This window comes from Micromonospora sp. DT43 (assembly GCF_049841645.1).
Classification (GTDB): Bacteria; Actinomycetota; Actinomycetes; order Mycobacteriales; family Micromonosporaceae; genus Micromonospora.
This window is the reverse complement of record NZ_JBNCKR010000009.1, coordinates 126,742-145,780: the sequence shown is the minus strand read 5'-3', so window position 1 is coordinate 145,780 and position 19,039 is coordinate 126,742. Positions and strand designations below refer to the sequence as shown.

At 72.8% G+C, this 19,039-nt stretch carries 16 protein-coding genes and 1 riboswitch; of the genes, 10 read left to right on the top strand and 6 right to left on the bottom strand.

The features are described 5' to 3' along the window. Window positions 1–38 precede the first annotated feature (38 nt). Complete coding sequence (locus tag ACLQ26_RS21710) at window positions 39–1,712, top strand: hypothetical protein (RefSeq protein ID WP_425746159.1); 1,674 nt, start codon at window positions 39–41, stop codon at window positions 1,710–1,712. Between the two features lie 70 nt (window positions 1,713–1,782). Here ACLQ26_RS21710 and lexA read toward each other — a convergent pair whose 3' ends face one another. Further along, window positions 1,783–2,568, bottom strand: coding sequence for a transcriptional repressor LexA (lexA, locus tag ACLQ26_RS21705; RefSeq protein ID WP_425746158.1), 786 nt, complete (start codon window positions 2,566–2,568; stop codon window positions 1,783–1,785). Between the two features lie 582 nt (window positions 2,569–3,150). Between lexA and nrdR the strand changes: the two genes are divergently transcribed. Further along, a complete protein-coding gene (gene nrdR / locus ACLQ26_RS21700; RefSeq protein WP_234587987.1) occupies window positions 3,151–3,651 on the top strand; it encodes a transcriptional regulator NrdR in 501 nt (166 codons plus the stop codon). Window positions 3,652–3,685: 34 nt separating this feature from the next. Beyond that, window positions 3,686–6,592, top strand: coding sequence for a vitamin B12-dependent ribonucleotide reductase (locus ACLQ26_RS21695; protein WP_425746157.1), 2,907 nt, complete (start codon window positions 3,686–3,688; stop codon window positions 6,590–6,592). Window positions 6,593–6,753: 161 nt separating this feature from the next. Here ACLQ26_RS21695 and ACLQ26_RS21690 read toward each other — a convergent pair whose 3' ends face one another. After that, window positions 6,754–7,653 carry a bifunctional 5,10-methylenetetrahydrofolate dehydrogenase/5,10-methenyltetrahydrofolate cyclohydrolase gene (locus tag ACLQ26_RS21690; RefSeq protein ID WP_425746156.1) on the bottom strand — a complete coding sequence of 300 codons (900 nt, stop codon included), beginning with the start codon at window positions 7,651–7,653 and terminating at the stop codon, window positions 6,754–6,756. A gap of 13 nt (window positions 7,654–7,666) precedes the next feature. After that, window positions 7,667–7,749, bottom strand: a riboswitch (ZMP/ZTP riboswitch). 214 nt (window positions 7,750–7,963) lie between these two features. On the opposite strand from ACLQ26_RS21690, the gene ACLQ26_RS21685 reads away from it, so the two are divergent. Then, the gene (locus ACLQ26_RS21685) at window positions 7,964–8,182 is read left to right on the top strand and encodes a hypothetical protein (RefSeq protein WP_425746155.1); all 219 of its coding nucleotides are present in this window, start codon (window positions 7,964–7,966) and stop codon (window positions 8,180–8,182) included. A 313-nt stretch (window positions 8,183–8,495) separates the two neighbouring features. Beyond that, window positions 8,496–9,431, top strand: a complete 936-nt coding sequence (locus ACLQ26_RS21680; RefSeq protein WP_425746154.1) for a DUF2332 domain-containing protein — start codon at window positions 8,496–8,498, stop codon at window positions 9,429–9,431. Between the two features lie 2 nt (window positions 9,432–9,433). Here ACLQ26_RS21680 and ACLQ26_RS21675 read toward each other — a convergent pair whose 3' ends face one another. The 3 genes from ACLQ26_RS21675 to ACLQ26_RS21665 are packed head-to-tail and all read right to left on the bottom strand — an operon-like array spanning window position 9,434 to window position 12,541. Continuing rightward, window positions 9,434–10,366: a MerR family transcriptional regulator gene (locus tag ACLQ26_RS21675; protein ID WP_425746153.1), complete on the bottom strand. Its 933-nt coding sequence runs from the start codon at window positions 10,364–10,366 to the stop codon at window positions 9,434–9,436. Between the two features lie 33 nt (window positions 10,367–10,399). Then, the gene (locus ACLQ26_RS21670) at window positions 10,400–11,254 is read right to left on the bottom strand and encodes an alpha/beta fold hydrolase (RefSeq protein ID WP_425746152.1); all 855 of its coding nucleotides are present in this window, start codon (window positions 11,252–11,254) and stop codon (window positions 10,400–10,402) included. A 9-nt stretch (window positions 11,255–11,263) separates the two neighbouring features. Further along, window positions 11,264–12,541, bottom strand: coding sequence for an MFS transporter (locus ACLQ26_RS21665; protein WP_425746151.1), 1,278 nt, complete (start codon window positions 12,539–12,541; stop codon window positions 11,264–11,266). 119 nt (window positions 12,542–12,660) lie between these two features. Here ACLQ26_RS21665 and ACLQ26_RS21660 point away from each other — a divergent pair, with 119 nt between their 5' ends. After that, window positions 12,661–12,921: a DUF5522 domain-containing protein gene (locus ACLQ26_RS21660; RefSeq protein WP_425746150.1), complete on the top strand. Its 261-nt coding sequence runs from the start codon at window positions 12,661–12,663 to the stop codon at window positions 12,919–12,921. A 92-nt stretch (window positions 12,922–13,013) separates the two neighbouring features. After that, window positions 13,014–13,562 carry a hypothetical protein gene (locus tag ACLQ26_RS21655; RefSeq protein ID WP_425746149.1) on the top strand — a complete coding sequence of 183 codons (549 nt, stop codon included), beginning with the start codon at window positions 13,014–13,016 and terminating at the stop codon, window positions 13,560–13,562. Between the two features lie 19 nt (window positions 13,563–13,581). On the opposite strand, the gene ACLQ26_RS21650 is transcribed toward ACLQ26_RS21655, so the two are convergent. Beyond that, window positions 13,582–14,271 (bottom strand): metal-dependent transcriptional regulator, encoded by a 690-nt coding sequence (locus ACLQ26_RS21650; protein ID WP_425746148.1) that lies wholly within the window; start codon window positions 14,269–14,271, stop codon window positions 13,582–13,584. 100 nt (window positions 14,272–14,371) lie between these two features. Here ACLQ26_RS21650 and ACLQ26_RS21645 point away from each other — a divergent pair, with 100 nt between their 5' ends. The 3 genes from ACLQ26_RS21645 to ACLQ26_RS21635 are packed head-to-tail and all read left to right on the top strand — an operon-like array spanning window position 14,372 to window position 19,033. Next, a complete protein-coding gene (locus tag ACLQ26_RS21645) occupies window positions 14,372–15,232 on the top strand; it encodes a sulfurtransferase (protein ID WP_425746147.1) in 861 nt (286 codons plus the stop codon). A gap of 48 nt (window positions 15,233–15,280) precedes the next feature. Then, window positions 15,281–16,462, top strand: a complete 1,182-nt coding sequence (locus ACLQ26_RS21640) for an acetoin utilization protein AcuC (protein ID WP_425746146.1) — start codon at window positions 15,281–15,283, stop codon at window positions 16,460–16,462. 15 nt (window positions 16,463–16,477) lie between these two features. Continuing rightward, window positions 16,478–19,033, top strand: a complete 2,556-nt coding sequence (locus ACLQ26_RS21635) for a GNAT family N-acetyltransferase (RefSeq protein WP_425746145.1) — start codon at window positions 16,478–16,480, stop codon at window positions 19,031–19,033. Window positions 19,034–19,039 lie beyond the last annotated feature (6 nt).

Genomic DNA, 19,039 nt, shown 5'->3' with positions numbered 1-19,039 from the left:
TCATCCACCGGAAACGCGCGGCATGCGACACTGGCCGAATGCGCCGCGTTGTTTCCTCGGTCACGGTTGCCCTCGGCCTGCTCGGGGCAACCGTGGCGCTGGCCGGAGCGGCCGTGGCCGCTCCCGCTCCCGGATCATCCCAGCCGCCGCCCGCCGCCACCCCCGGCAAGAAGCGCTGCACCGTCGCCGACGAGCGGCTGCGGGAGCTGTCCGGCCTGGTGGCGACCAAGAGCGGCTACATCGTCATCAACGACGGCACCGAGGTTGAGGCGCGCAAGCGGGTCTTCTTCCTCGACAGCAAGTGCAAGATCGCCAAGGATCCGGTCCGGTACTCGGGCCAGGGGCCGTTCGACACCGAGGACCTCGCGGTCTCGCCCAAGGGCGACACCCTGTGGATCGGTGACATCGGCGACAACACCACCAGCAAGGAGCGGCGGTCGCGGATCGCGGTCTGGACCATGCCGATCAACGGCAGCAAGCAGCCTGTGCTGCACCGGCTCTCCTACCCCGAGAACAAGCCGCACGACGCGGAGGCGTTGCTGGTGGGGGCCGACGGCCTCCCCCTGATCATCACCAAGGTGGCGAGCGGCAACTCGGAGATCTTCACCCCCACGGCGAAGCTGAAGAACGGCGACACCGCGCCGGTGCCGATGAAGAAGGTCGGCGAGATCAAGCTGCCGAAGACCACCACCGAGAACCCGCTCAGCGTCTACGGGCGGGCCGCGGTCACCGGGGCCGCCCGGTCGCCGGACGGCAGCCGTGTGGTCGTCCGGACGTACGCGGACGCCTTCGAGTACGACGTGACCGGCGGCGACATCGTCGGGGCGCTCACCACTGGTAAGCCGCGGGTGACGCCACTTACCGATCCGTTCGGTGAGGCGATCTCCTACACCTCGGACGGGAAGACCTTCGTCACCGTCTCCGACGGCGGGCAGTTCACCGCGGACGAGCCGGTCGACATTCTGAGCTACACGCCGTCGACAAGCGTGGCGGCGGCCGTGGCCGCTCCCGGGGGCGCCAAGCCGGTCGCGGACAAGTCCTGGTTCGACGGGCTCAGTTTCGACGACATCACCTACCTCGTGGGCGCGGTCGGTGTCCTCGGTCTGCTGCTCGTCGGCGCCGGCATCGTCGGCATCCTGCGAGCCCGTCGCCGGCCACCGACGGCGGAACCGGGCGACGGGCCGGGCTCGAATGTCGATCCCGACGACAGGCGTGGCGCCCCCCGGGACGGCGCCGTACCGGCGGCCGGAGGCCGTCCGGCCCCCGGCGTCTACGGCGGCGCGGCGGCCGGTGGCGGCGTCTACGGCGGCGGTGGCCCCGGCCGGGGTGGTGCCGCTCCCGCCGGAGGCGGCGTCTACGGCGGCGGTGCACGCCCACCCGGCGGTGAGGGCGGCGGTTACGGTCCCGCCCGTCCGGGCGGTCGCGGTGGTGCCGCTCCGGCCGGTGGCGGTGTGTACGGCGGCGGCGGAGGCCGTCCGGCGGGTGCGGGCGGCGGGGGCCGTCCGGCGGGTGCCGGCGGTCGGCCCGGCAACGGGGTGTACGGCGGTGGTGGCCAGCCCGGCGGAGGTCGGGCGGAGCCGCCACGGCGCGGCGGGCAGGAGCCGGATCCCCGGGGCCAGCGACCCGGCCGTCGGCGGGACGGCGACGTGCCCGGAGACCCGTACGGGCAGTACCCCGGTGGTGGCCGTGGCCCGCGCGGCGACCGCTACTGACACGATCGGCGCTTCATCGGTCCGGCCGAGCGGGTGAGCGCCCTAGGCCCCCACCCGCTTCGCCGGCCGGTCAGATTCTGCGGAGCACCGCCACCACCCGGCCCATGATGGTGGCGTCGTCGCCGGGGATCGGGTCGAAGGCGGGGTTCTGCGGCATCAGCCAGACGTGCCCGTCGCGGCGCCGGTAGGTCTTGACGGTGGCCTCGCCGTCGAGCATGGCGGCCACGATCTCACCCGAGTCGGCCGTCGGCTGCTGCCGGACGACCACCCAGTCGCCGTCGCAGATCGCCGCGTCGAGCATCGAGTCGCCCTTGACCTGGAGCATGAACACCTCGCCCTCACCGACCAGCTCGCGGGGGAGGGGGAAGATGTCCTCCACCGCCTGCTCGGCGAGGATCGGTCCACCGGCGGCGATCCGGCCGAGCATCGGCACGTACGCCGGGGTGGGCCGTTGGGCGCGGGACAACTCGTCGTCGATGGCCTCGCTGGGGGCCCGGACGTCCACCGCGCGGGGACGGTTGGGGTCGCGGCGCAGGAAGCCCTTCTTCTCCAGCTCCTTGAGCTGGTAGGCGACGCTCGACGGTGACACCAGGCCGACCGCCTCGCCGATCTCGCGGACGCTCGGCGGGTAGCCGTGCCGCTCCACCCACGTGCGGATGAACTCCAGGATGCGGCGCTGGCGGGCGGTCAGGTCGACAGTCGCCGGGTCGGGGAAGGCGCTGACCACCGGCGTGACCGGGCGCACTGCCGGCTGACCCGTCCGGCTGCGCGCGGCGGTGCGGCGTCGGGTGGCCGGCGGGCCCGCCTCGGTGATCTGCTGCGGGCTCTTCGGCCGGCTGGCCCGGTCCTCGGTCACGTCCGTCCTCCCTGGTCGGCGCTGGGTGCCTCGTCGGCTCGTGGTGCGTGCGGTGGTGCCATGAGTCGTGCGTCGCCGGGTGTGGTGAAGATCCATCGCGCCCGGTTGTTCCTGACCGTATAGGTGAGATCGGTCATTTTCAAACATCTGTACGACCTCTCACCGGCGTGTCGGGGTGAAAAACCCCTCCGCTCGTACGGATGTTCTGATAAATGGTACGTCGGATAGCACGCGTGTTCGAAGTCTGGCCATTTTCCGGGGTGCTCCGGCCGTGCGGCCGGTAACCCGGTGGGGTCCTCGGCGTTGGTTCTGCGGTGGAGCGGCGGGGTGCGGATGGCCGGATGGTCCGTGACGCGCCGGACACGCCGGTCAACTTGACCGGGGTTCGTCAGCGACATACGGTCAACCCCTAGATGTAGTAGTGACACGGGCGTAAGTTGCCTACAGGTTGGGTTCGACTACCGACCGCACTTCCGTAACGTCGATCACGGCGAGCGCCGCCCAAGGGTGGCAGCGCCGTGGTGAGTCGTGTCCGGGAGTGCCCGGTGTGTCCGCGGTTGATCAGAATGTGGAGGTTGGGCGATGCGGTGTCCGTACTGCCGGCACGCCGACTCCCGGGTGGTCGACTCGCGGGAGGCCGACGACGGCCAGCTCATCCGGCGGCGACGCTCCTGCCCGGAGTGCGGCAAGCGGTTCACCACCGTCGAGGAGGCGGTCCTCGCGGTCGTCAAGCGCAGCGGGGTGACCGAGCCGTTCAGCCGCACAAAGATCATCGGCGGGGTGCGCAAGGCGTGCCAGGGCCGGCCGGTGGACGACGACTCACTCGCGCTGCTCGCGCAGCGGGTGGAGGAGACCGTCCGGGCCAAGGGGGCCGCCGAGATCCCCAGTCACGAGGTGGGCCTGGCGATCCTGGGCCCACTGCGCGACCTGGACGAGATCGCCTACCTGCGGTTCGCCAGTGTCTACCGCTCCTTCGACTCGCTCGCCGACTTCGAGCGCGAGATCGAGACGTTGCGGGCCGTGGCGCGAGCCCGGGAGCAGGGCCGGGCCGACGCGGTTGAGGCCGCCGGCCGTACCAGCTGAGACTTCACGGTTTTTCAAGAGATTGGGACGCGCGGTGGGTGACCGCGCAGACGAGGGGGGCAACGGCGTGACTACTAGCCGTTCACGGAACAAGACAGGCGCGGGGCTGAAGATCGAGCGGGTGTGGACGACCGAGGGGGTCCACCCGTACGACGAGGTGTCGTGGGAGCGCCGCGACGTCGTGATGACGAACTGGCGGGACGGCTCGATCAACTTCGAGCAGCGGGGCGTGGAGTTCCCGGAGTCGTGGAGCGTCAACGCGGCCAATATCGTGACCACCAAGTACTTCCGGGGCGCGGTGGGGACCCCGGAGCGTGAGTGGTCGCTCAAGCAGTTGATCGACCGGGTGGTCACCACCTACCGCACCGCGGGTGAGGAGTACGGCTACTTCGCCAGCCCGGCCGACGCCGAGGTCTTCGCCCACGAGCTGACCTGGATGCTGCTGCACCAGGTGTTCAGCTTCAACTCGCCGGTCTGGTTCAACGTCGGCACGCCGTCGCCGCAGCAGGTAAGCGCCTGCTTCATCCTCGCCGTCGACGACTCGATGGACTCCATCCTCGACTGGTACAAGGAGGAGGGGCTGATCTTCAAGGGCGGCTCCGGCTCCGGCGTCAACCTGTCGCGGATCCGCTCGTCCCGCGAGCTGCTCTCCTCCGGGGGCAACGCCTCCGGCCCGGTCAGCTTCATGCGCGGCGCGGACGCCTCGGCCGGCACCATCAAGTCCGGTGGCGCGACCCGCCGGGCGGCCAAGATGGTCATCCTCGACGTCGACCACCCGGACATCCAGGAGTTCGTGGTCACCAAGGCGCGCGAGGAGGACAAGATCCGCGCGCTGCGTGACGCCGGGTTCGACATGGACCTCGGCGGCTCCGACATCGTCAGCGTGCAGTACCAGAACGCCAACAACTCGGTCCGGGTCTCCGACGAGTTCATGACGGCTGTGGAGAACGACGGCGGCTTCGACCTGCGGGGTCGGCTCGACGGCTCGACCATCGAGACGGTCGAGGCGAAGAAGCTGTTCCGTTCCATCGCCCAGGCCGCCTGGGAGTGCGCCGACCCGGGCCTGCAGTACGACGACACGATCAACGACTGGCACACCTGCCCGGAGACCGGGCGGATCACCGCGTCGAACCCCTGCTCGGAGTACCTGCACCTGGACAACTCCTCGTGCAACCTGGCCTCGCTCAACCTGATGAAGTTCCTCCGCGCCGACGGTGGCTTCGAGGTGGAGAAGTTCGTCAAGTCCGTCGAGTTCGTCATCACCGCGATGGACATCTCGATCTGCTTCGCGGACTTCCCGACCGACAAGATCGGTGAGACCTCCCGCGCCTACCGGCAGCTCGGCATCGGCTACGCCAACCTGGGCGCCCTGCTGATGGCCACCGGCCTGCCGTACGACTCGGACCAGGGCCGCTCGGTCGCCGCGTCGATCACGTCGCTGATGACCGGCACCGCGTACCGCCGCTCGGCCGAGCTGGCCGGCGTCGTCGGCCCGTACGACGGCTACGCCCGTAACGCCGAGCCGCACAAGCGGGTCATGCGCAAGCACGCCGCCGCCAACGACGAGATCAAGCCGACCAGCCCGGTGGCCACCGCGATCGTCCGTGAGGCGACGAAGCAGTGGACCCAGGGCAACAAGATCGGCGACAAGTTCGGCTGGCGTAACGCGCAGGCGAGCGTCCTCGCCCCGACCGGCACGATCGGCTTCATGATGGACTGCGACACGACCGGCGTGGAGCCGGACCTGGCGCTGGTCAAGTTCAAGAAGCTGGTCGGCGGCGGTTCGATGCAGATCGTCAACCAGACCGTGCCGCGCGCCCTGCGCAGCCTCGGCTACCCCGAGGAGCAGGTCGAGGCCATCGTCGAGCACATCGCCGACCACGGTCACGTGGTGGACGCTCCCGGCCTCAAGCCGGAGCACTACCCGGTGTTCGACTGCGCCATGGGGGAGCGGACCATCGCCCCGATGGGTCACGTGCGGATGATGGCGGCCATCCAGCCGTTCGTCTCCGGCGCCATCTCCAAGACGGTGAACATGCCGGAGGCGGCCACCGTCGAGGACGTCGAGAAGATCTACTTCGAGGGCTGGAAGCTCGGCCTGAAGGCGCTGGCGATCTACCGGGACAACTGCAAGGTCGGCCAGCCGCTCTCGGTGGCCAAGTCCAACAAGGCCACCGAGCCGGCCGCCGTCGAGACGGCACCGGCCGCACCGGCCGCGGTCGAGAAGGTCATCGAGTACCGGCCGGTGCGCAAGCGCCTGCCGAAGAAGCGCCCGTCCGAGACGGTCAGCTTCTCCGTCGGTGGCGCCGAGGGTTACCTGACCGCGTCGTCCTACCCGGACGACGGCCTCGGCGAGGTGTTCCTCAAGATGTCCAAGCAGGGCTCGACGCTTGCCGGTGTGATGGACGCCTTCTCGGTGGCCATCAGCATCGGCCTGCAGTACGGCGTGCCGCTGGAGACGTTCGTCAGCAAGTTCACGAACATGCGCTTCGAGCCGGCCGGTATGACCGACGACCCGGACGTGCGCATGGCGGCCTCGGTGATGGACTACATCTTCCGTCGCCTGGCGCTGGACTTCCTGCCCTACGAGCGCCGCGCCGAGCTGGGCATCTTCACCGCCGGCGAGCGGGCCGCCCAGCTGCGGGCCGAGGCCGACGCGGAGGCCACCGCCGTCACCGGTGCCGAGCTCACCGCGATGGCGTCGTCCGCGCCGGTCGAGGCTCCGGCCAAGACCGAGGCCGTCGCCCAGCCGGCCCAGGAGATGGCCGACGTGGCCGCCGCCAAGCCGGCCCCGAGCGTGGGTTCCAGCACCGAACTGCTGGAGGCCGTGATCGGCAAGGCCGCGGACGCGCCGCTCTGCTTCACCTGCGGTACGAAGATGCGCCCCGCCGGTAGCTGCTACGTCTGCGAGGGCTGCGGCTCCACAAGCGGCTGCAGCTGACGTACGCATCAGCGCTGCCCCGGCCCTCCTGCCAGGAGAGCCGGGGCAGCGCCGTTTCCGCCGTCCACATGGTCACTCGGGTTTCAGAAAGCCGGGGTATCGCGCCCGCCCGGACACCCCGACTTCAGCGAACCCGCGATCACCCACCGAGGCCGCAGCGGCTACTGGCTCGCGCGCTCGGCGGCGCGGACGGCGTTGCGGAACAGCATCGCCACCGTGGTCGGGCCGACCCCGCCGACCCGGGGCGTGATGGCGCCGGCGACCTCGGCGCACGCCTCGTCCACGTCCGGCAGGAGCCGCCGCCCGGCGTAGCGGACGCCGGCGCCGATGACGACGGCGCCCGGCTTGACGTGCTCGGGCTTGACGATCCCGGGTACGCCGGCGGCGGCGACGAGGATGTCGGCGCGGCGGGTGTAGCGGGCCCAGTCGGGCACGCCGGTGTGTACGACTGTGACGGCGGCGTTGGCCGTCGGGCGCTTCTGGGCGAGCAGCATCGCCAGGGGTCGGCCCAGGGTGGCGCCGCGACCGAGGATGACTACCTCGCGGCCGGCGACGGGGATCTCGTGGTGCGCCAGGAGGGCTTCGATGCCTGCGGGGGTGCACGGCAACGGGCCGGGCAGGCCGACGGCGAGACGTCCCATGTTCAGCGGATGCATGCCGTCGACGTCCTTGTCCGGGTCGATGGTCTGCAACGCCGCGTCGTAGTCCAGATGCCCCGGAACGGGGTACTGCACGAGCAGTCCGTGCACGGCCGGATCCGTGTTGAACGTGGCAATGGCCCGGTGCAGATCGGCCTGGGTGGCGGTGGCGGGCAGGTGCACGTGCGGGGAGTCGAAGCCGAGCGCGGCAGCCTGACGTTGCTTGATGCCGATGTAGCCGGCGCTGGCGTCGTCGTCGCCCACCAGGATGGTGGCGAGGCTCGGTGTGATCCCGCGGCCGCGGAGGCGCGTGGCCGCGGCCGCGACCTCGGCGAAAATGGCGTCGGCGACGGGTGCGCCCGGCAGGAGCCGAGCCTCGCCGGGTGTGGTGTGCGTCTCTAGAGATTCGCTGGTCGTGGTCATGATTGCCCCTCGACGCGGGCGCCCAGGCGGTCGACGTCCGCGAGAGGCTCCCCGATGGTTCCAACCATCCCCGTGCCGCCAGTCGCCGGTGCTCCGATGATGCCCCATCGGCGAGGCGGTCGCCCAGCGGGGGACGCGCGGCGGGGATCACCTGCCACGCTCGCGCCGTGAGCCGTTCCCTCGGCCGGGGGACGATGCGGCACGAAGCTCCCACCACGGCGGGATCCCGACGGCCGACACCCGGGAGAGGATCGCCGGGTCGGAGTCAAAGCCGGAGCCGGATGGGGCGTAGCGGCGGAGGGCGGGGCCAGTGACGGATGCACAGGTCGGCGTGACGGTGGCGGCCGTGCCGCCCGAGCGGGACATCGGCGCGGGGTGGAGCGCCGCCCGCAAGGTCGCTGGCTACTCGGCGGCGTCGGCCATGTCCCTGTACCTGCTCGTCAAGGTCGTCTGGATCGCTGTCGCGCTGCACCGTCGGGCTGGCGCTGGCCCAGGACTGGGGCAGGCGGATTCCCCGCGCGACCGCTGATCTTCTTCGCCTGGGTGGCGGGTGGCTTCCTGGTGCCGATGCTTCCGTACCTGGTGGTCAGCGGTGTTCTCGCGGCGCTGGAAGGTGGCGGGTCCGTCGACGGTGGCAGTCAGGCGCCGGCCTGGGAGGGTCTCATCGGAGTCGGCTTCCTGATGCTGTCCGTCGTCCCGGCCCGAAGGCCTGTCGCCGTTGGGCGGTATACCTGAGGGTCATAAGTATGACTCTCCGGTATAGGAGTCAACGTGATGAAGGCCGCCGGTGGCACCGGGGCCGCGGGGCTGAAAAGCCGGCGCGATGTTGCGAGCATCGGGGCATGACAACCAGCGAGGCGTACGTCGAGTTCGGTAACCGCGAGGCGCACGGCGTCTCACCGACGTACGAGCGGCTGTCCCAGGCCGTCGCCCACGACGGCGACCTGCTCGCCCTGCTCGACACGCTCCCGCCCGGCAAGCGACAACCCAACCTGCTGTTCGGCGTCGTGCGCTGGCTGGGCGGGCCGGTCGACGACCCGGTCGCCTTTCACGACTACACGGTGGCGCACTGGCCGGTCATCGAGACGGAGTTGCGAAGAAGGGCAACCCAGACGAACGAGGCCGGCCGGTGCGCGGTCCTGCTGCCAGTGCTCGCCGGGTTGCCGCAGCCCCTCGCCCTGCTGGAGGTCGGCGCGTCGGCGGGCCTCTGCCTCTATCCCGACCGGTACGCCTACCGCTACGGCGAGCACGAGGTCGGCGAAGGCACGCCGATCCTGGAGTGCGCGGCCAGCGGGGTGGTGCCGCCGGCGCGCGTACCCCAGGTGGTGTGGCGGGCCGGCCTGGACCTGAACCCGCTCGACGTGACCGACCCCGGCGACGTGTCCTGGCTGGACGCCCTGATCTGGCCGGAGCACGCGCACCGGCGGGCCCGGCTGCGCGCCGCGGCGGCGATCGCCGCGGCCGACCCGCCGCTGCTGGTCCGCGGTGACCTGGTGGACGACCTGGCGGCGCTTGCCGCGCGGGCGCCGGCGGACGCGACGCTTGTCGTCTTCCACACGTCGGTGCTCTACCAGGTGCCCGTCGCGCGCCGGGAGGCGTTCGTCCGGCTGGTGCGTGAGCTGCCGGGGCACTGGATCGCCAACGAGGCCCCGGAGGTGCTGCCCTACGACGGGCTGCCCGACCCGCCGGACGCGGCGCTGCACAACGTCCTCGCGCTCGACGGCAAGCCGCTGGCCTGGGCTCGGGGCCACGGTCAGGCGATGACCTGGTTCGGCTGAGATCAGGCCCTCGCCGGCAGCCGGGAGCGCAGCGCGCGACTGAACCAGTCCACCGCCGGCGTCACCCCGCCACCCGTCGCCCAACCGTTGAGCACCGACAGCAGGTCGAGGTAGCGGTCCCGGCGGCTGTCGTTCGCCAGGGTCAGCCGGTCCAGCAGCCGACGGCGCAGGTCGGCGTCGTCGGGGAGGTTGTGCAGTCGCGCGTACCGGCTGGTGACGGCCGCGACCACCGGCTCGGCCTCCGGGCCGGTCGGATCCAGACCGGCGGCCAGGGCGTCGACCACCCCGTCCCGGACGATCGCGACGGCGTCCGGGCGGGGCGGCCCGGGTACGTCGTGGTCGGCGGCGTGCTGCCGCGCCAGCCGCCGCATGCTCGCCCGGAAGGTGGCGTCCCGGCACAGCTCGGCCAGCTCCAGCCACGCCTGCACCTGCTCGGTGGTCGGGTCGTCGGGCAGCTCCGGCGTCATCGAGACGATCACCCCCGGGTACGTCGGCGGGTCGCCCGTGAAGACGCTGTCCAGGAAGTCGTCCACCAGTTGCTTCCGTTCCCGGGCGCTGAGTTGGGCCAGTCGGTGCAGGTCGTCCACCTCCGCCGGGCCCGACCCGCGTCGCGCCGCCACCGTGAGCACCGCCCGGCGCAGCCGCAGCACCCGAATCTGCACGGCCAGCGCCTCGGCGTGCGCCGCGGCCACCTCGTGCAGGGGCACCTCCTGGTCCACCACCCGCCGGATGGACGCCAGGTCCACGCCCAGGTCGCGCAGCGTCCGGACCAGTTCCAGTCGGGCGACGGCGTCCGGGCCGTACCGCCGGTAGCCGGCCGGGCTCCGATCGGTGGGCGGCACGAGCCCACTGTCGGCGTAGTACCTGATGGTCTTGACGCTCAGGCCGCTCCGCCGGGCCAGGTCGCCGATCGTGTACCGCGTTTCCCCGTCCATGCCCCCACCCTGCTGTCTCCCCCCGGTGGAGACTCAAGCACCGGCCGGGCCGGCGAGGAACGCCGCGAGCGTTGTGCGGAACGCCTCGGCGTCGTCGAGCCACGGGTAGTGGCCCGCGCCCGCCTGCACGACCACCTCGGCGCCGGGAATCAACTCGCCGAACTGGGCCACGAGGCCGGGCGGCGCGCCGAGGTCGACCTCACCGGCGAGCAGCAGCACCGCGCCTCGGTGCGCAGCGAGCGCGGCACGGGTGGCCGGCGGGTCGAAGGCGTCCTCGCTGCCGAAGATCCGCGCCGCCTCCTCGTTGCGCTGGCCGGGCTCGGCAGCCTGGTGCGCCTGGGCCGCCTCGTCCCACCGGCCGTAGAAGAACGGCGCGATCGCCTGCCAGGCTTCCGGGCTGGCCCACCCGGCCACCATGGAGTCCAGGGCCTCCGCCGCCGCCGGAAACCACTGCTCGGCCACGCGGGCGCGGGTGACCTCCTGACGCAGCGCGGCCGTCGCCGGCAACCCGACCGCTCGGGTGCTCGGGGTGACAAGCGCGAGCCGGCCCACCCGGTCGGGGTGCCGGGCCGCGTACTGTACCGCCACGTTGGCGCCGGCGGAGTGCCCGAGCAGGTCCAGCCGGTCGAGGCCCAGGTGCCGGCGCAGTGCCTCCACGTCGTCGACCAGTCGGTCGCAGCGATAGGTGGCGACGTTCGCCGGCGCCGCCGACCGGCCGGTGCCCCGCTGATCGAGAACGACAAGCGTCCGCAGCGCGCCCAGGCCACCGAGATCACCGAGGTACGCGGAGTCGCGCATCGGGCCGCCCGGCAGGCAGACCAGCGGGTCTCCGCCCCCGAGGGTCCGGTATGCGAGCGCCGTCCCGTCCGGCGCGGCAAAGGTGGCCATCGTCGGACCCTACGACGAAACCGGCGGCGGCATGTCCCGCATTCGGCGCAGCGGCGAGCAGACCACGAACAGGCACGCCGCCCAGGTGCCCAGCACGCACACCCAGAGCGCCCCGCGCAGCCCCAGCGCCGTGCCGAGCGCGCCGCCGGTCAGCGCGCCGAGCGGGACCACCCCGAAACAGATCCAGAGGAACGCGGCGTTGACCCGGCCGAGGATCGCCGACGGGGTGATCCGCTGCCGGTACGACATCGCCGCCACGTTGAACAGCACCACGTTGGCCGAGAACGCGGCCAGCCCGAACCCGTAGAGCAGCAGTCCCCAGCCGGGTCGGGCCAACGGCATCAGCAGATAGAACGGGCCCGGCGCGGTCATCGCCACCCAGATCACCCGGGCCGAGCCGAGCCAGGCCGACAGGCGGGCGGCCAGCACCCCCACCACCAGCCCACCGACGGCGCTGACCGAGAAGACCAGACCCACCTGCACCGGCGCGGCGTGCAGCTCCCGCACCAGGAAGGTCACCTCGATCGAGGCGGACGCCATCACCCAGAAGTTCGACCACGTCGTGCAGGCCAGGATGCTGACCAGGATCGGCTGTCGCCGGATGAAGCCGAGCCCGTCGGTCAGCTCCACCCGCAGGGGTACGCGGGGAGCGGGCTCGCGGCGTACCGGTGGCTGCCGGATCAGGATCAGCGTCAGCGCGCTGACCAGGAAGGCGAATCCGTTGGCCAGGAAGGTGCGGGCGGCGCCGACCAGCCCGATCAAGGCGCCGCTCACCGTCGGGCCGACCAGTTCGGCGGCGTCCTGGCTGATGGTCAGCTTGGCGTTGCCGTCCACCAGCAGGTCCGCCGGCACCAGTCGGGGCAGCAGGGTCTTGTACGCCACGGTGAACAGCACGGTGAGCACGCCGCCGAGCCCGACCACCGCGTACAGGAAGGGAAGGGCGAGGTGGCCGACAAGGGCGGCCACCGGCACCGACAGCAGGAGCGCGGCCCGACCCAGGTCGCACGCGATCATCAGCCGCCGCTTGTCGAGCCGGTCGGCGACGATGCCCGCCGGCAGGGAGAACAGCAGGTACGGCAGCCAGGCCAGGACGGTCAGCAGGGAGATCTGGAACACGCTGGCGTGCAGGGTGTCGGCGGCGAGTAGCGGCACCGCCACGTTCGCGATCCGGGTGCCCAGCTCGCTGACGGTCTGACCACCCCAGAGCAGGAGGAAGTTCCGGCTGCGCCACAGCGACGGGGTCGTCCCCGTCGCGACCGCCGGAGACTGCTCCACCTGCTGACTCACTGTCGCCGCCTGTCCGTGCGGGTAAGTGCCACCGGCCGGCGGCCCGCGGACTCTATCGGGGCGTCACTCCGGCCGGCACCGCATTTCCGTCGGCAGGGGTCCTCCCTAGACTTCTGCGGGTGAGTGGAGAGCGACGACCCCTGGCGGATCGGCCGCTCACCGAGCCGCACCCGTCCCGGCTGCCGCCGGACCACCCCGAGCGGACCCGGATCCTCGCCGCGCACGCCGCCGCGCTGGCCGCAGGGGAGGCCGGCTACCTCGACCCGGCGACGGGGCTGTTCGTGCTCAGCGCCGGTTTCCTGGCCCGCCGTGGCACGTGCTGTGGACGCGGCTGCCGCCACTGCCCGTACGTGGACGATCCACCGACGGGAAAGGTGTAAACGAGGACTTCCGCCCGACCCGGACACCCCGTACGGTTTCCGACGGACATCCGGCGGGCGCCTTCCGCCGTCGGTCGGCGAGAGGGTGGAGCGTGCGCGGGCGGATCGTGGTCGCCGGGCTGGCGGGCCTGCTGGTGAGCGGTTGTGCCGCCGAGGCCGAGCCGGTGGCGGTGCCGCCGCCGGCGCCGGTCGCCCTGGACGTGTCGGCGGCCTCCTCCGGGGGCGCCTGCCGGCTGCTGGACTTCGCGGTGATCGAGCAGCTCGTCAAGGTGCGCTTCGACGTGGCGGCGGCCAGCGAGCGGGGCGACACACACACGTGTGTCATCCGGGCCGAGAGCGCGGCGCTGCCGGAGCTGATGCTCAGCGTGTCCGAGACCACTATCGACAAGGCCACCTTCGGCGCGGACGTGGTGCCCGGCAAGGCGGCGAAGGTCACCGGGCTGGGTCAGCAGGCGTACCGGCGTACCGTCGCCGCGACCGGCGGGCACGGGCCGGTCGCCGAGGTCGGCTGGCTGGCCACCGACGGACGCCTCGCCACGCTGGCCTGGACCGGTGCCCGCGACGCCGAGCGCGCGGCCGCCGAGAAGATGGCCACGGACCTGGTCGCGCTGGCCCGGAAGGTGGACACCCGGGCGCTGTGACGCCCGGGTGCGCGGTGCGTCAGTTGGCGGCGACGAAGACCCGGGAGGCGACCTCGCGGGGCAGCCGCACCCGGTCGCCGGAACGGTCGATCGACACCCCGTCGCGCTCCTGGGCCACTGTCACGGTGGCGCCCGGGTCGACACCGGCGGCGTGCAGCTGACGCAGCACGTCGGCGTCCTTCTGCACGCTCTCGCAGATCCGCCGCACCACGACCGACCCGGAGAGGCCGGGGAAGGCCAGGTTGCGCTCGCCCTCGGCGGCCTCGGTGGTCTCCGCCTCGGGCGAGCCCAGCTCCTGAAGCCCCGGGATCGGATTGCCGTACGGGGAACGGGTCGGCCGGTTGAGCAGGTCGTACACCCGCTTCTCCACGGCGTCGCTCATCACGTGCTCCCAGCGGCAGGCCTCCTCGTGGGCCTCCTCGTAGGGCATCCCGATGACGTTGACGAGCAGCAGCTCGGCGAGGCGGTGCTTGCGCATCACCGAGACGGCGCTGCCGCGGCCGAGCGCGGTGAGCGTCAGGTGCCTGTCGCCCTCGACGGTGAGCAGGCCGTCGCGCTCCATCCGGGCGACGGTCTGGCTCACTGTGGGGCCGCTCTGCTGCAGCCGTTCGGCGATCCGGGCACGCAGCGGCGGCACCCCCTCCTCCTCCAACTCGAGGATGGTGCGCAGGTACATCTCGGTCGTGTCGACCAGGTCGTGAGACTTCATAACGTCAGCGGCCCTCCGGTGCACGATGCTACCCCGCGGCGTGGCCGACGACCGCCGCCGAACCGCGTGCTGCCGTCCCGGATGGTGTTGGATGGTCGCCATGTCCGGTACCGAGGAGCTGCTCGTCGAGGTCGACGGGCTCGCCGTCGAACTCGACCACGCCGATCCCCCCACCCTGCTCGACGTCCGCTGGCGGCTCACCGGCCCGCCCGGCCATGACGACTACCTGGCCGGTCACCTGCCCGGCGCGGTCTTCGTCGACCTGGACACCGCGCTGTGCGGGCCGCCCGGGGCCGGCGGCCGGCACCCGCTGCCCGACCCGGACGCGCTGCGGGCCGCGCTGCGGGCGGCAGGCGTCCGCGCCGGTCACCCAGTTGTGGTGTACGACGGCGGTGACGGCCTGGCCGCCGCGCGCGCCTGGTGGACGTTGCGCTGGGCCGGGCACCGGCCGGTGCGCCTGCTGCACGGCGGCTTCCCGGCCTGGGTCGCCGCCGGACGACAGGTCTCCACCACCGCGTCCGCTCCGGCCGACGGCGACGTCGAGGTACGCCCCGGTGATCTTCCGGTGCTGGACGCCGGGCAGGCCGCCGCGCTGGCGAGCGCCGACGATGCCGTGCTGCTCGACGTGCGGGCGGCGCTCCGCTACGCCGGTGAGGTCGAGCCGATCGACCCGGTCGCCGGTCACGTGCCCGGCGCGGCGAACCTGCCCGCAGGTGAGTACGTGGGCCCGGACGGGCGCTTTCCGGCCGCCGACGTGCTGCGCGAGCGGTTCGCCGCCGTCGGTGTCACCGGGGCGCGGGCGGTCGGGGCGTACTGCGGCTCCGGGGTGACCGCCGCGCAGGCCGTCCTCGCGCTGCACCTGGCCGGCCGCACGGACGCCGCGCTCTACGTGGGTTCGTGGAGCAACTGGGTCGCCGACCCGGCCCGGCCGGTCGCCTCCGGGCCGACACCCGGCCGCTGACCAGCGCGTGCGGTGGGTTGACGACGGTCCTCGTGCGACGATGAGCTCATGTCCGACGACACGGTGGTGGTGTGGGACCCCTCGCTGCTCGCCTACAACATGGGTGACCATCCGCTGGACCCGGTCCGGGTGGAGCTGACCGTCGCGCTCGCCCGGGAGCTGGGCATCCTGGACCGTCCCGGGGTCCGCGTGGTCAAGCCGGAGCCCGCCGACGACGCCCTGCTGACCCGCGTGCACCACCCGGCCTACCTGGCCGCGGTGCGGGCCGCCCCCCGTGACCCGCTCTTCGCCGGGTACGGGTTGGGCACCTCCGACAACCCGATCTTCGAGGGGATGCACGAGTCCAGCGCCCTGATCGCCGGAGCGACGGTGGCTGCCGCGGAGGCGGTGTGGCGTGGTGACGCCCGGCGAGCGGTGAACGTGGCCGGCGGCCTGCACCACGCGATGCCCGCCCGCGCCTCCGGCTTCTGTGTCTACAACGACCCCGCGGTGGCCATCGCACGCCTGCTCGACCTGGGCGCGGAGCGGATCGCGTACGTCGACGTGGACGTGCACCACGGCGACGGCGTGCAGGACATCTTCTGGGACGACCCGCGGGTGCTCACGGTAAGCCTGCACGAGACGCCTCTCGCGCTCTTTCCCGGCACCGGCTTCCCGGACGAGACGGGTGGGCCAGGCGCGCAGGGCAGCGCGGTCAACATGCCGCTGCCACCGGGTGTCGACGACACCGGCTGGCAGCGGGCGTTCCACGCGATCGTGCCGTCGGTGCTGCGCGCGTTCCGGCCGCAGGTGCTGGTGAGCCAGTGCGGCGCGGACGGCCACCGGCTGGATCCGCTCGCCGACCTGAACCTGACTGTGGACGGGCAGCGCGCCACCTACCTGGCGTTGCGGGCGCTCGCCGACGAGCTGTGCGAGGGCCGCTGGGTCGCCACCGGCGGCGGCGGGTACGCGCTTGTCGAGGTGGTGCCCCGAGCCTGGAGCCACCTGCTGGCCGTGGCGACCGGCGACCCGATCGATCCGGCGACGCTCACCCCGTCTGCCTGGCGGGAGCTGGCCGCGACCCGTCGGCCGGGCCGGGAGATTCCGCTGCGGATGACCGACGACGCGGACCCGTCGTTCGAGCCGTGGCAGCCGACGGGCGAGCCGAACGCGGTGGACCGGGCGATCGCGGCGACCCGCAAGGCGGTCTTCCCGCTGCTCGGGCTCGACCCGCACGATCCCCGGGACTGAGCCGGGCCGTTTCCGGTGACGACAGTGGACCACCCGGTGGACGTGCTGCTCAGCGACGGCAGCACCGTCCAGTTGCGACCGATCGACCCGGCCGACGCGCCGGCGATCGTGGCGATGCACAGCCGGTTCTCCGAGCGCACCCGCTACCTGCGCTACTTCTCGCCGTACCCGCGCATCCCGGAACGGGATCTGATCCGGTTCGTCACTGTCGACCACCACGACCGGGAGGCGTTCGTGGTGCTGGCCGGTGACCTGCTCGTCGCGGTCGGCAGGTACGAGCGGCTCGGCCCGCAGGCGCCGGAGGCGGAGGTCGCCTTCGTGGTCGAGGACGCCTTCCAGGGCCGGGGCATCGGCTCGGTGCTGATGGAGCACCTGGCCGACGCCGCGCGGCGCAACGGCATCATGAGCTTCGTCGCCGAGGTGCTGCCGGCCAATGGGACGATGTTGCGGGTCTTCTCCGACTTCGGCTACCAGGTGCAGCGCGCGTACGCCGACGGTGTGGTGCACCTGAGCTTCCCGATCGCCGCGACGGAGACGACCCTCGAGGTGCAGCGCGGCCGGGAGCACCGCACCGAGGCCCGCTCGATCGCCCGGCTGCTCGCCCCGCGCGGCATCGCCGTCTACGGCGCGAGCGCCACCGGCCAGGGCGTCGGCGCGGCGGTCCTCGGTCACCTGCGCGACGGCGGGTTCACGGGCGCTGTGGTGCCTGTGCATCCGAGCGCGTCGACGGTGGCGGGGCTGCCCGCGTACCCCAGCGCTCTCGACGCCGGGGTGGCGGTGGACCTGGCGGTGGTGGCGGTCGCGCCGGAGGCGGCGATCGGTGTGGTCGCCGACGCGGCCGCCGCCGGGGTGCACGGCCTGGTCGTGATCTCGGCCGGCTTCGCCGAGGCCGGGCCGGAGGGCGCGGCCACGCAACGTGCGCTGGTCCGTGCGGCGCACGCCGCCGGGATGCGCGTGGTCGGCCCGAACTGCCTGGGCGTGGCCAACACCGACCCGACGGTACGCCTCAACGCCACCCTCGCCCCGGCGCTGCCGCCGGCCGGTCGGGTCGGCATCTTCAGCCAGTCCGGCGCGTTCGGGGTGGCGCTACTGGCCGAGGCGGATCGGCGCGGCCTCGGGCTTTCCAGCTTCGTGTCGGCAGGCAACCGGGCCGACGTCTCCGGCAACGACCTGCTGCAGTACTGGCAGGACGATCCCGGCACCGACGTGATCATGTTGTATCTGGAGACGTTCGGCAATCCGCGCAAGTTCGCCCGGCTGGCCCGGCGGATCGGCCGCGCGAAACCGGTAGTGGCGCTCGCCTCGCAGGCCCGCCCGGTGGGGGTCGGTGACACCGCCGGGCCGGACGAGGTGGCGGTGGCCGCGCTCTTCGCCCAGTCCGGGGTGATCCGGGTGGACACCGTGCCCGAGCTGCTCGACGTGGGGGTGTTGCTGGCCAACCAGCCGCTGCCGACCGGCGGCCGGGTCGGCGTAGTCGGCAACTCCTCGGCGCTGACCGGCCTGGCCGCCACTGCCTGTGTCGGGCAGGGCCTGACCGTCGCCGAGGGCTATCCGCGCGATGTCGCGCCGAGCGCCGGCGCCGACGAGTTCGCCGCCGCCCTCGCCGAGACGGCCGGCGACGACCGGGTGGACGCCCTCGTCGTGGTCTTCGCCCCACCGCTGCCCGGCCAACGCACCGAGGTGGACGCCGACGTCACCGCCGCACTACCGGCCGCCCTCGCCCTGGGCAAGCCCACCGTTGCGACGTTCCTGGTCGGGCGGTTGCCGGCCGGGGTGCCCGCGTACGGCGGCGTGGAGGAGGCCGTCCGGGCCCTCGCCCGGGCACACCGGTACGCCGAGTGGCTGCGCCGTCCTCCCGGAGTCGCGCCCGAACTGCCCGGGATCGACCGGGACGCCGCGGCGGCCGCGCTGCGCGCCGACAGCACCGACGCGCAGGCGCTGCTGGCCGCGTACGGCATCGAGACCGTCGCGTCGGTGCCCGTGGATTCGGTCGACGCGGCTGTCGACGCGGCGGCCCGGGTGGGTTTCCCGGTGGCCCTCAAGGCCGCCGCCGCGGGGCTGCGACACCGGCTCGACCTGGGCGCGGTCCGCCTCGACCTGCCCGACGAGGCGAGCGTCCGCCGCGCGTACGCCGAGATGGCCGCCGGCTTCGGCGCGGACGTGCTGGTGCAGCCGATGGTCCCGCCCGGCGTGGCCTGCGTGGTGGAGCTGGTGGAGGATCCGGCGTTCGGGCCGGTGGTCGGCTTCGGCCTCGGCGGGGTCGCCACCGAGCTGCTGGGCGACCGGGCCTGGCGGGCGGTGCCGCTGACCCACACCGACGCCGCCGAGCTGGTCGACGAACCCCGGGCGGCACCGCTGTTGCGGGGGCACCGGGGTGCCGCACCGGTGGACCGGGCGGCCCTGGCCGACCTGCTGCTGCGGATCGGTCAGCTCGCCGACGACCAGCCCCGGGTGCGCTCGTTGACCCTCAACCCGGTGCTCGCCCGTCCGGACGGCATCTCGGTCCTGCACGCCGAGGTGCGGGTGGGCGGCGTGGCCGCCCGCCCGGACACCGGCCCCCGGCGCCTCTGAACGCGG

What these genes read in the sequence shown, in the direction of transcription:
- ACLQ26_RS21710 (WP_425746159.1), top strand. Translation starts at nt 39, where the DNA reads ATGCGCCGCGTTGTTTCCTCGGTCACGGTTGCCCTCGGCCTGCTCGGG.
- nrdR (WP_234587987.1), top strand. Translation starts at nt 3,151, where the DNA reads ATGCGGTGTCCGTACTGCCGGCACGCCGACTCCCGGGTGGTCGACTCG.
- ACLQ26_RS21690 (WP_425746156.1), bottom strand. Translation starts at nt 7,653, where the DNA reads ATGACCACGACCAGCGAATCTCTAGAGACGCACACCACACCCGGCGAG.
- ACLQ26_RS21680 (WP_425746154.1), top strand. Translation starts at nt 8,496, where the DNA reads ATGACAACCAGCGAGGCGTACGTCGAGTTCGGTAACCGCGAGGCGCAC.
- ACLQ26_RS21675 (WP_425746153.1), bottom strand. Translation starts at nt 10,366, where the DNA reads ATGGACGGGGAAACGCGGTACACGATCGGCGACCTGGCCCGGCGGAGC.
- ACLQ26_RS21670 (WP_425746152.1), bottom strand. Translation starts at nt 11,254, where the DNA reads ATGGCCACCTTTGCCGCGCCGGACGGGACGGCGCTCGCATACCGGACC.
- ACLQ26_RS21650 (WP_425746148.1), bottom strand. Translation starts at nt 14,271, where the DNA reads ATGAAGTCTCACGACCTGGTCGACACGACCGAGATGTACCTGCGCACC.
- ACLQ26_RS21645 (WP_425746147.1), top strand. Translation starts at nt 14,372, where the DNA reads ATGTCCGGTACCGAGGAGCTGCTCGTCGAGGTCGACGGGCTCGCCGTC.
- ACLQ26_RS21640 (WP_425746146.1), top strand. Translation starts at nt 15,281, where the DNA reads ATGTCCGACGACACGGTGGTGGTGTGGGACCCCTCGCTGCTCGCCTAC.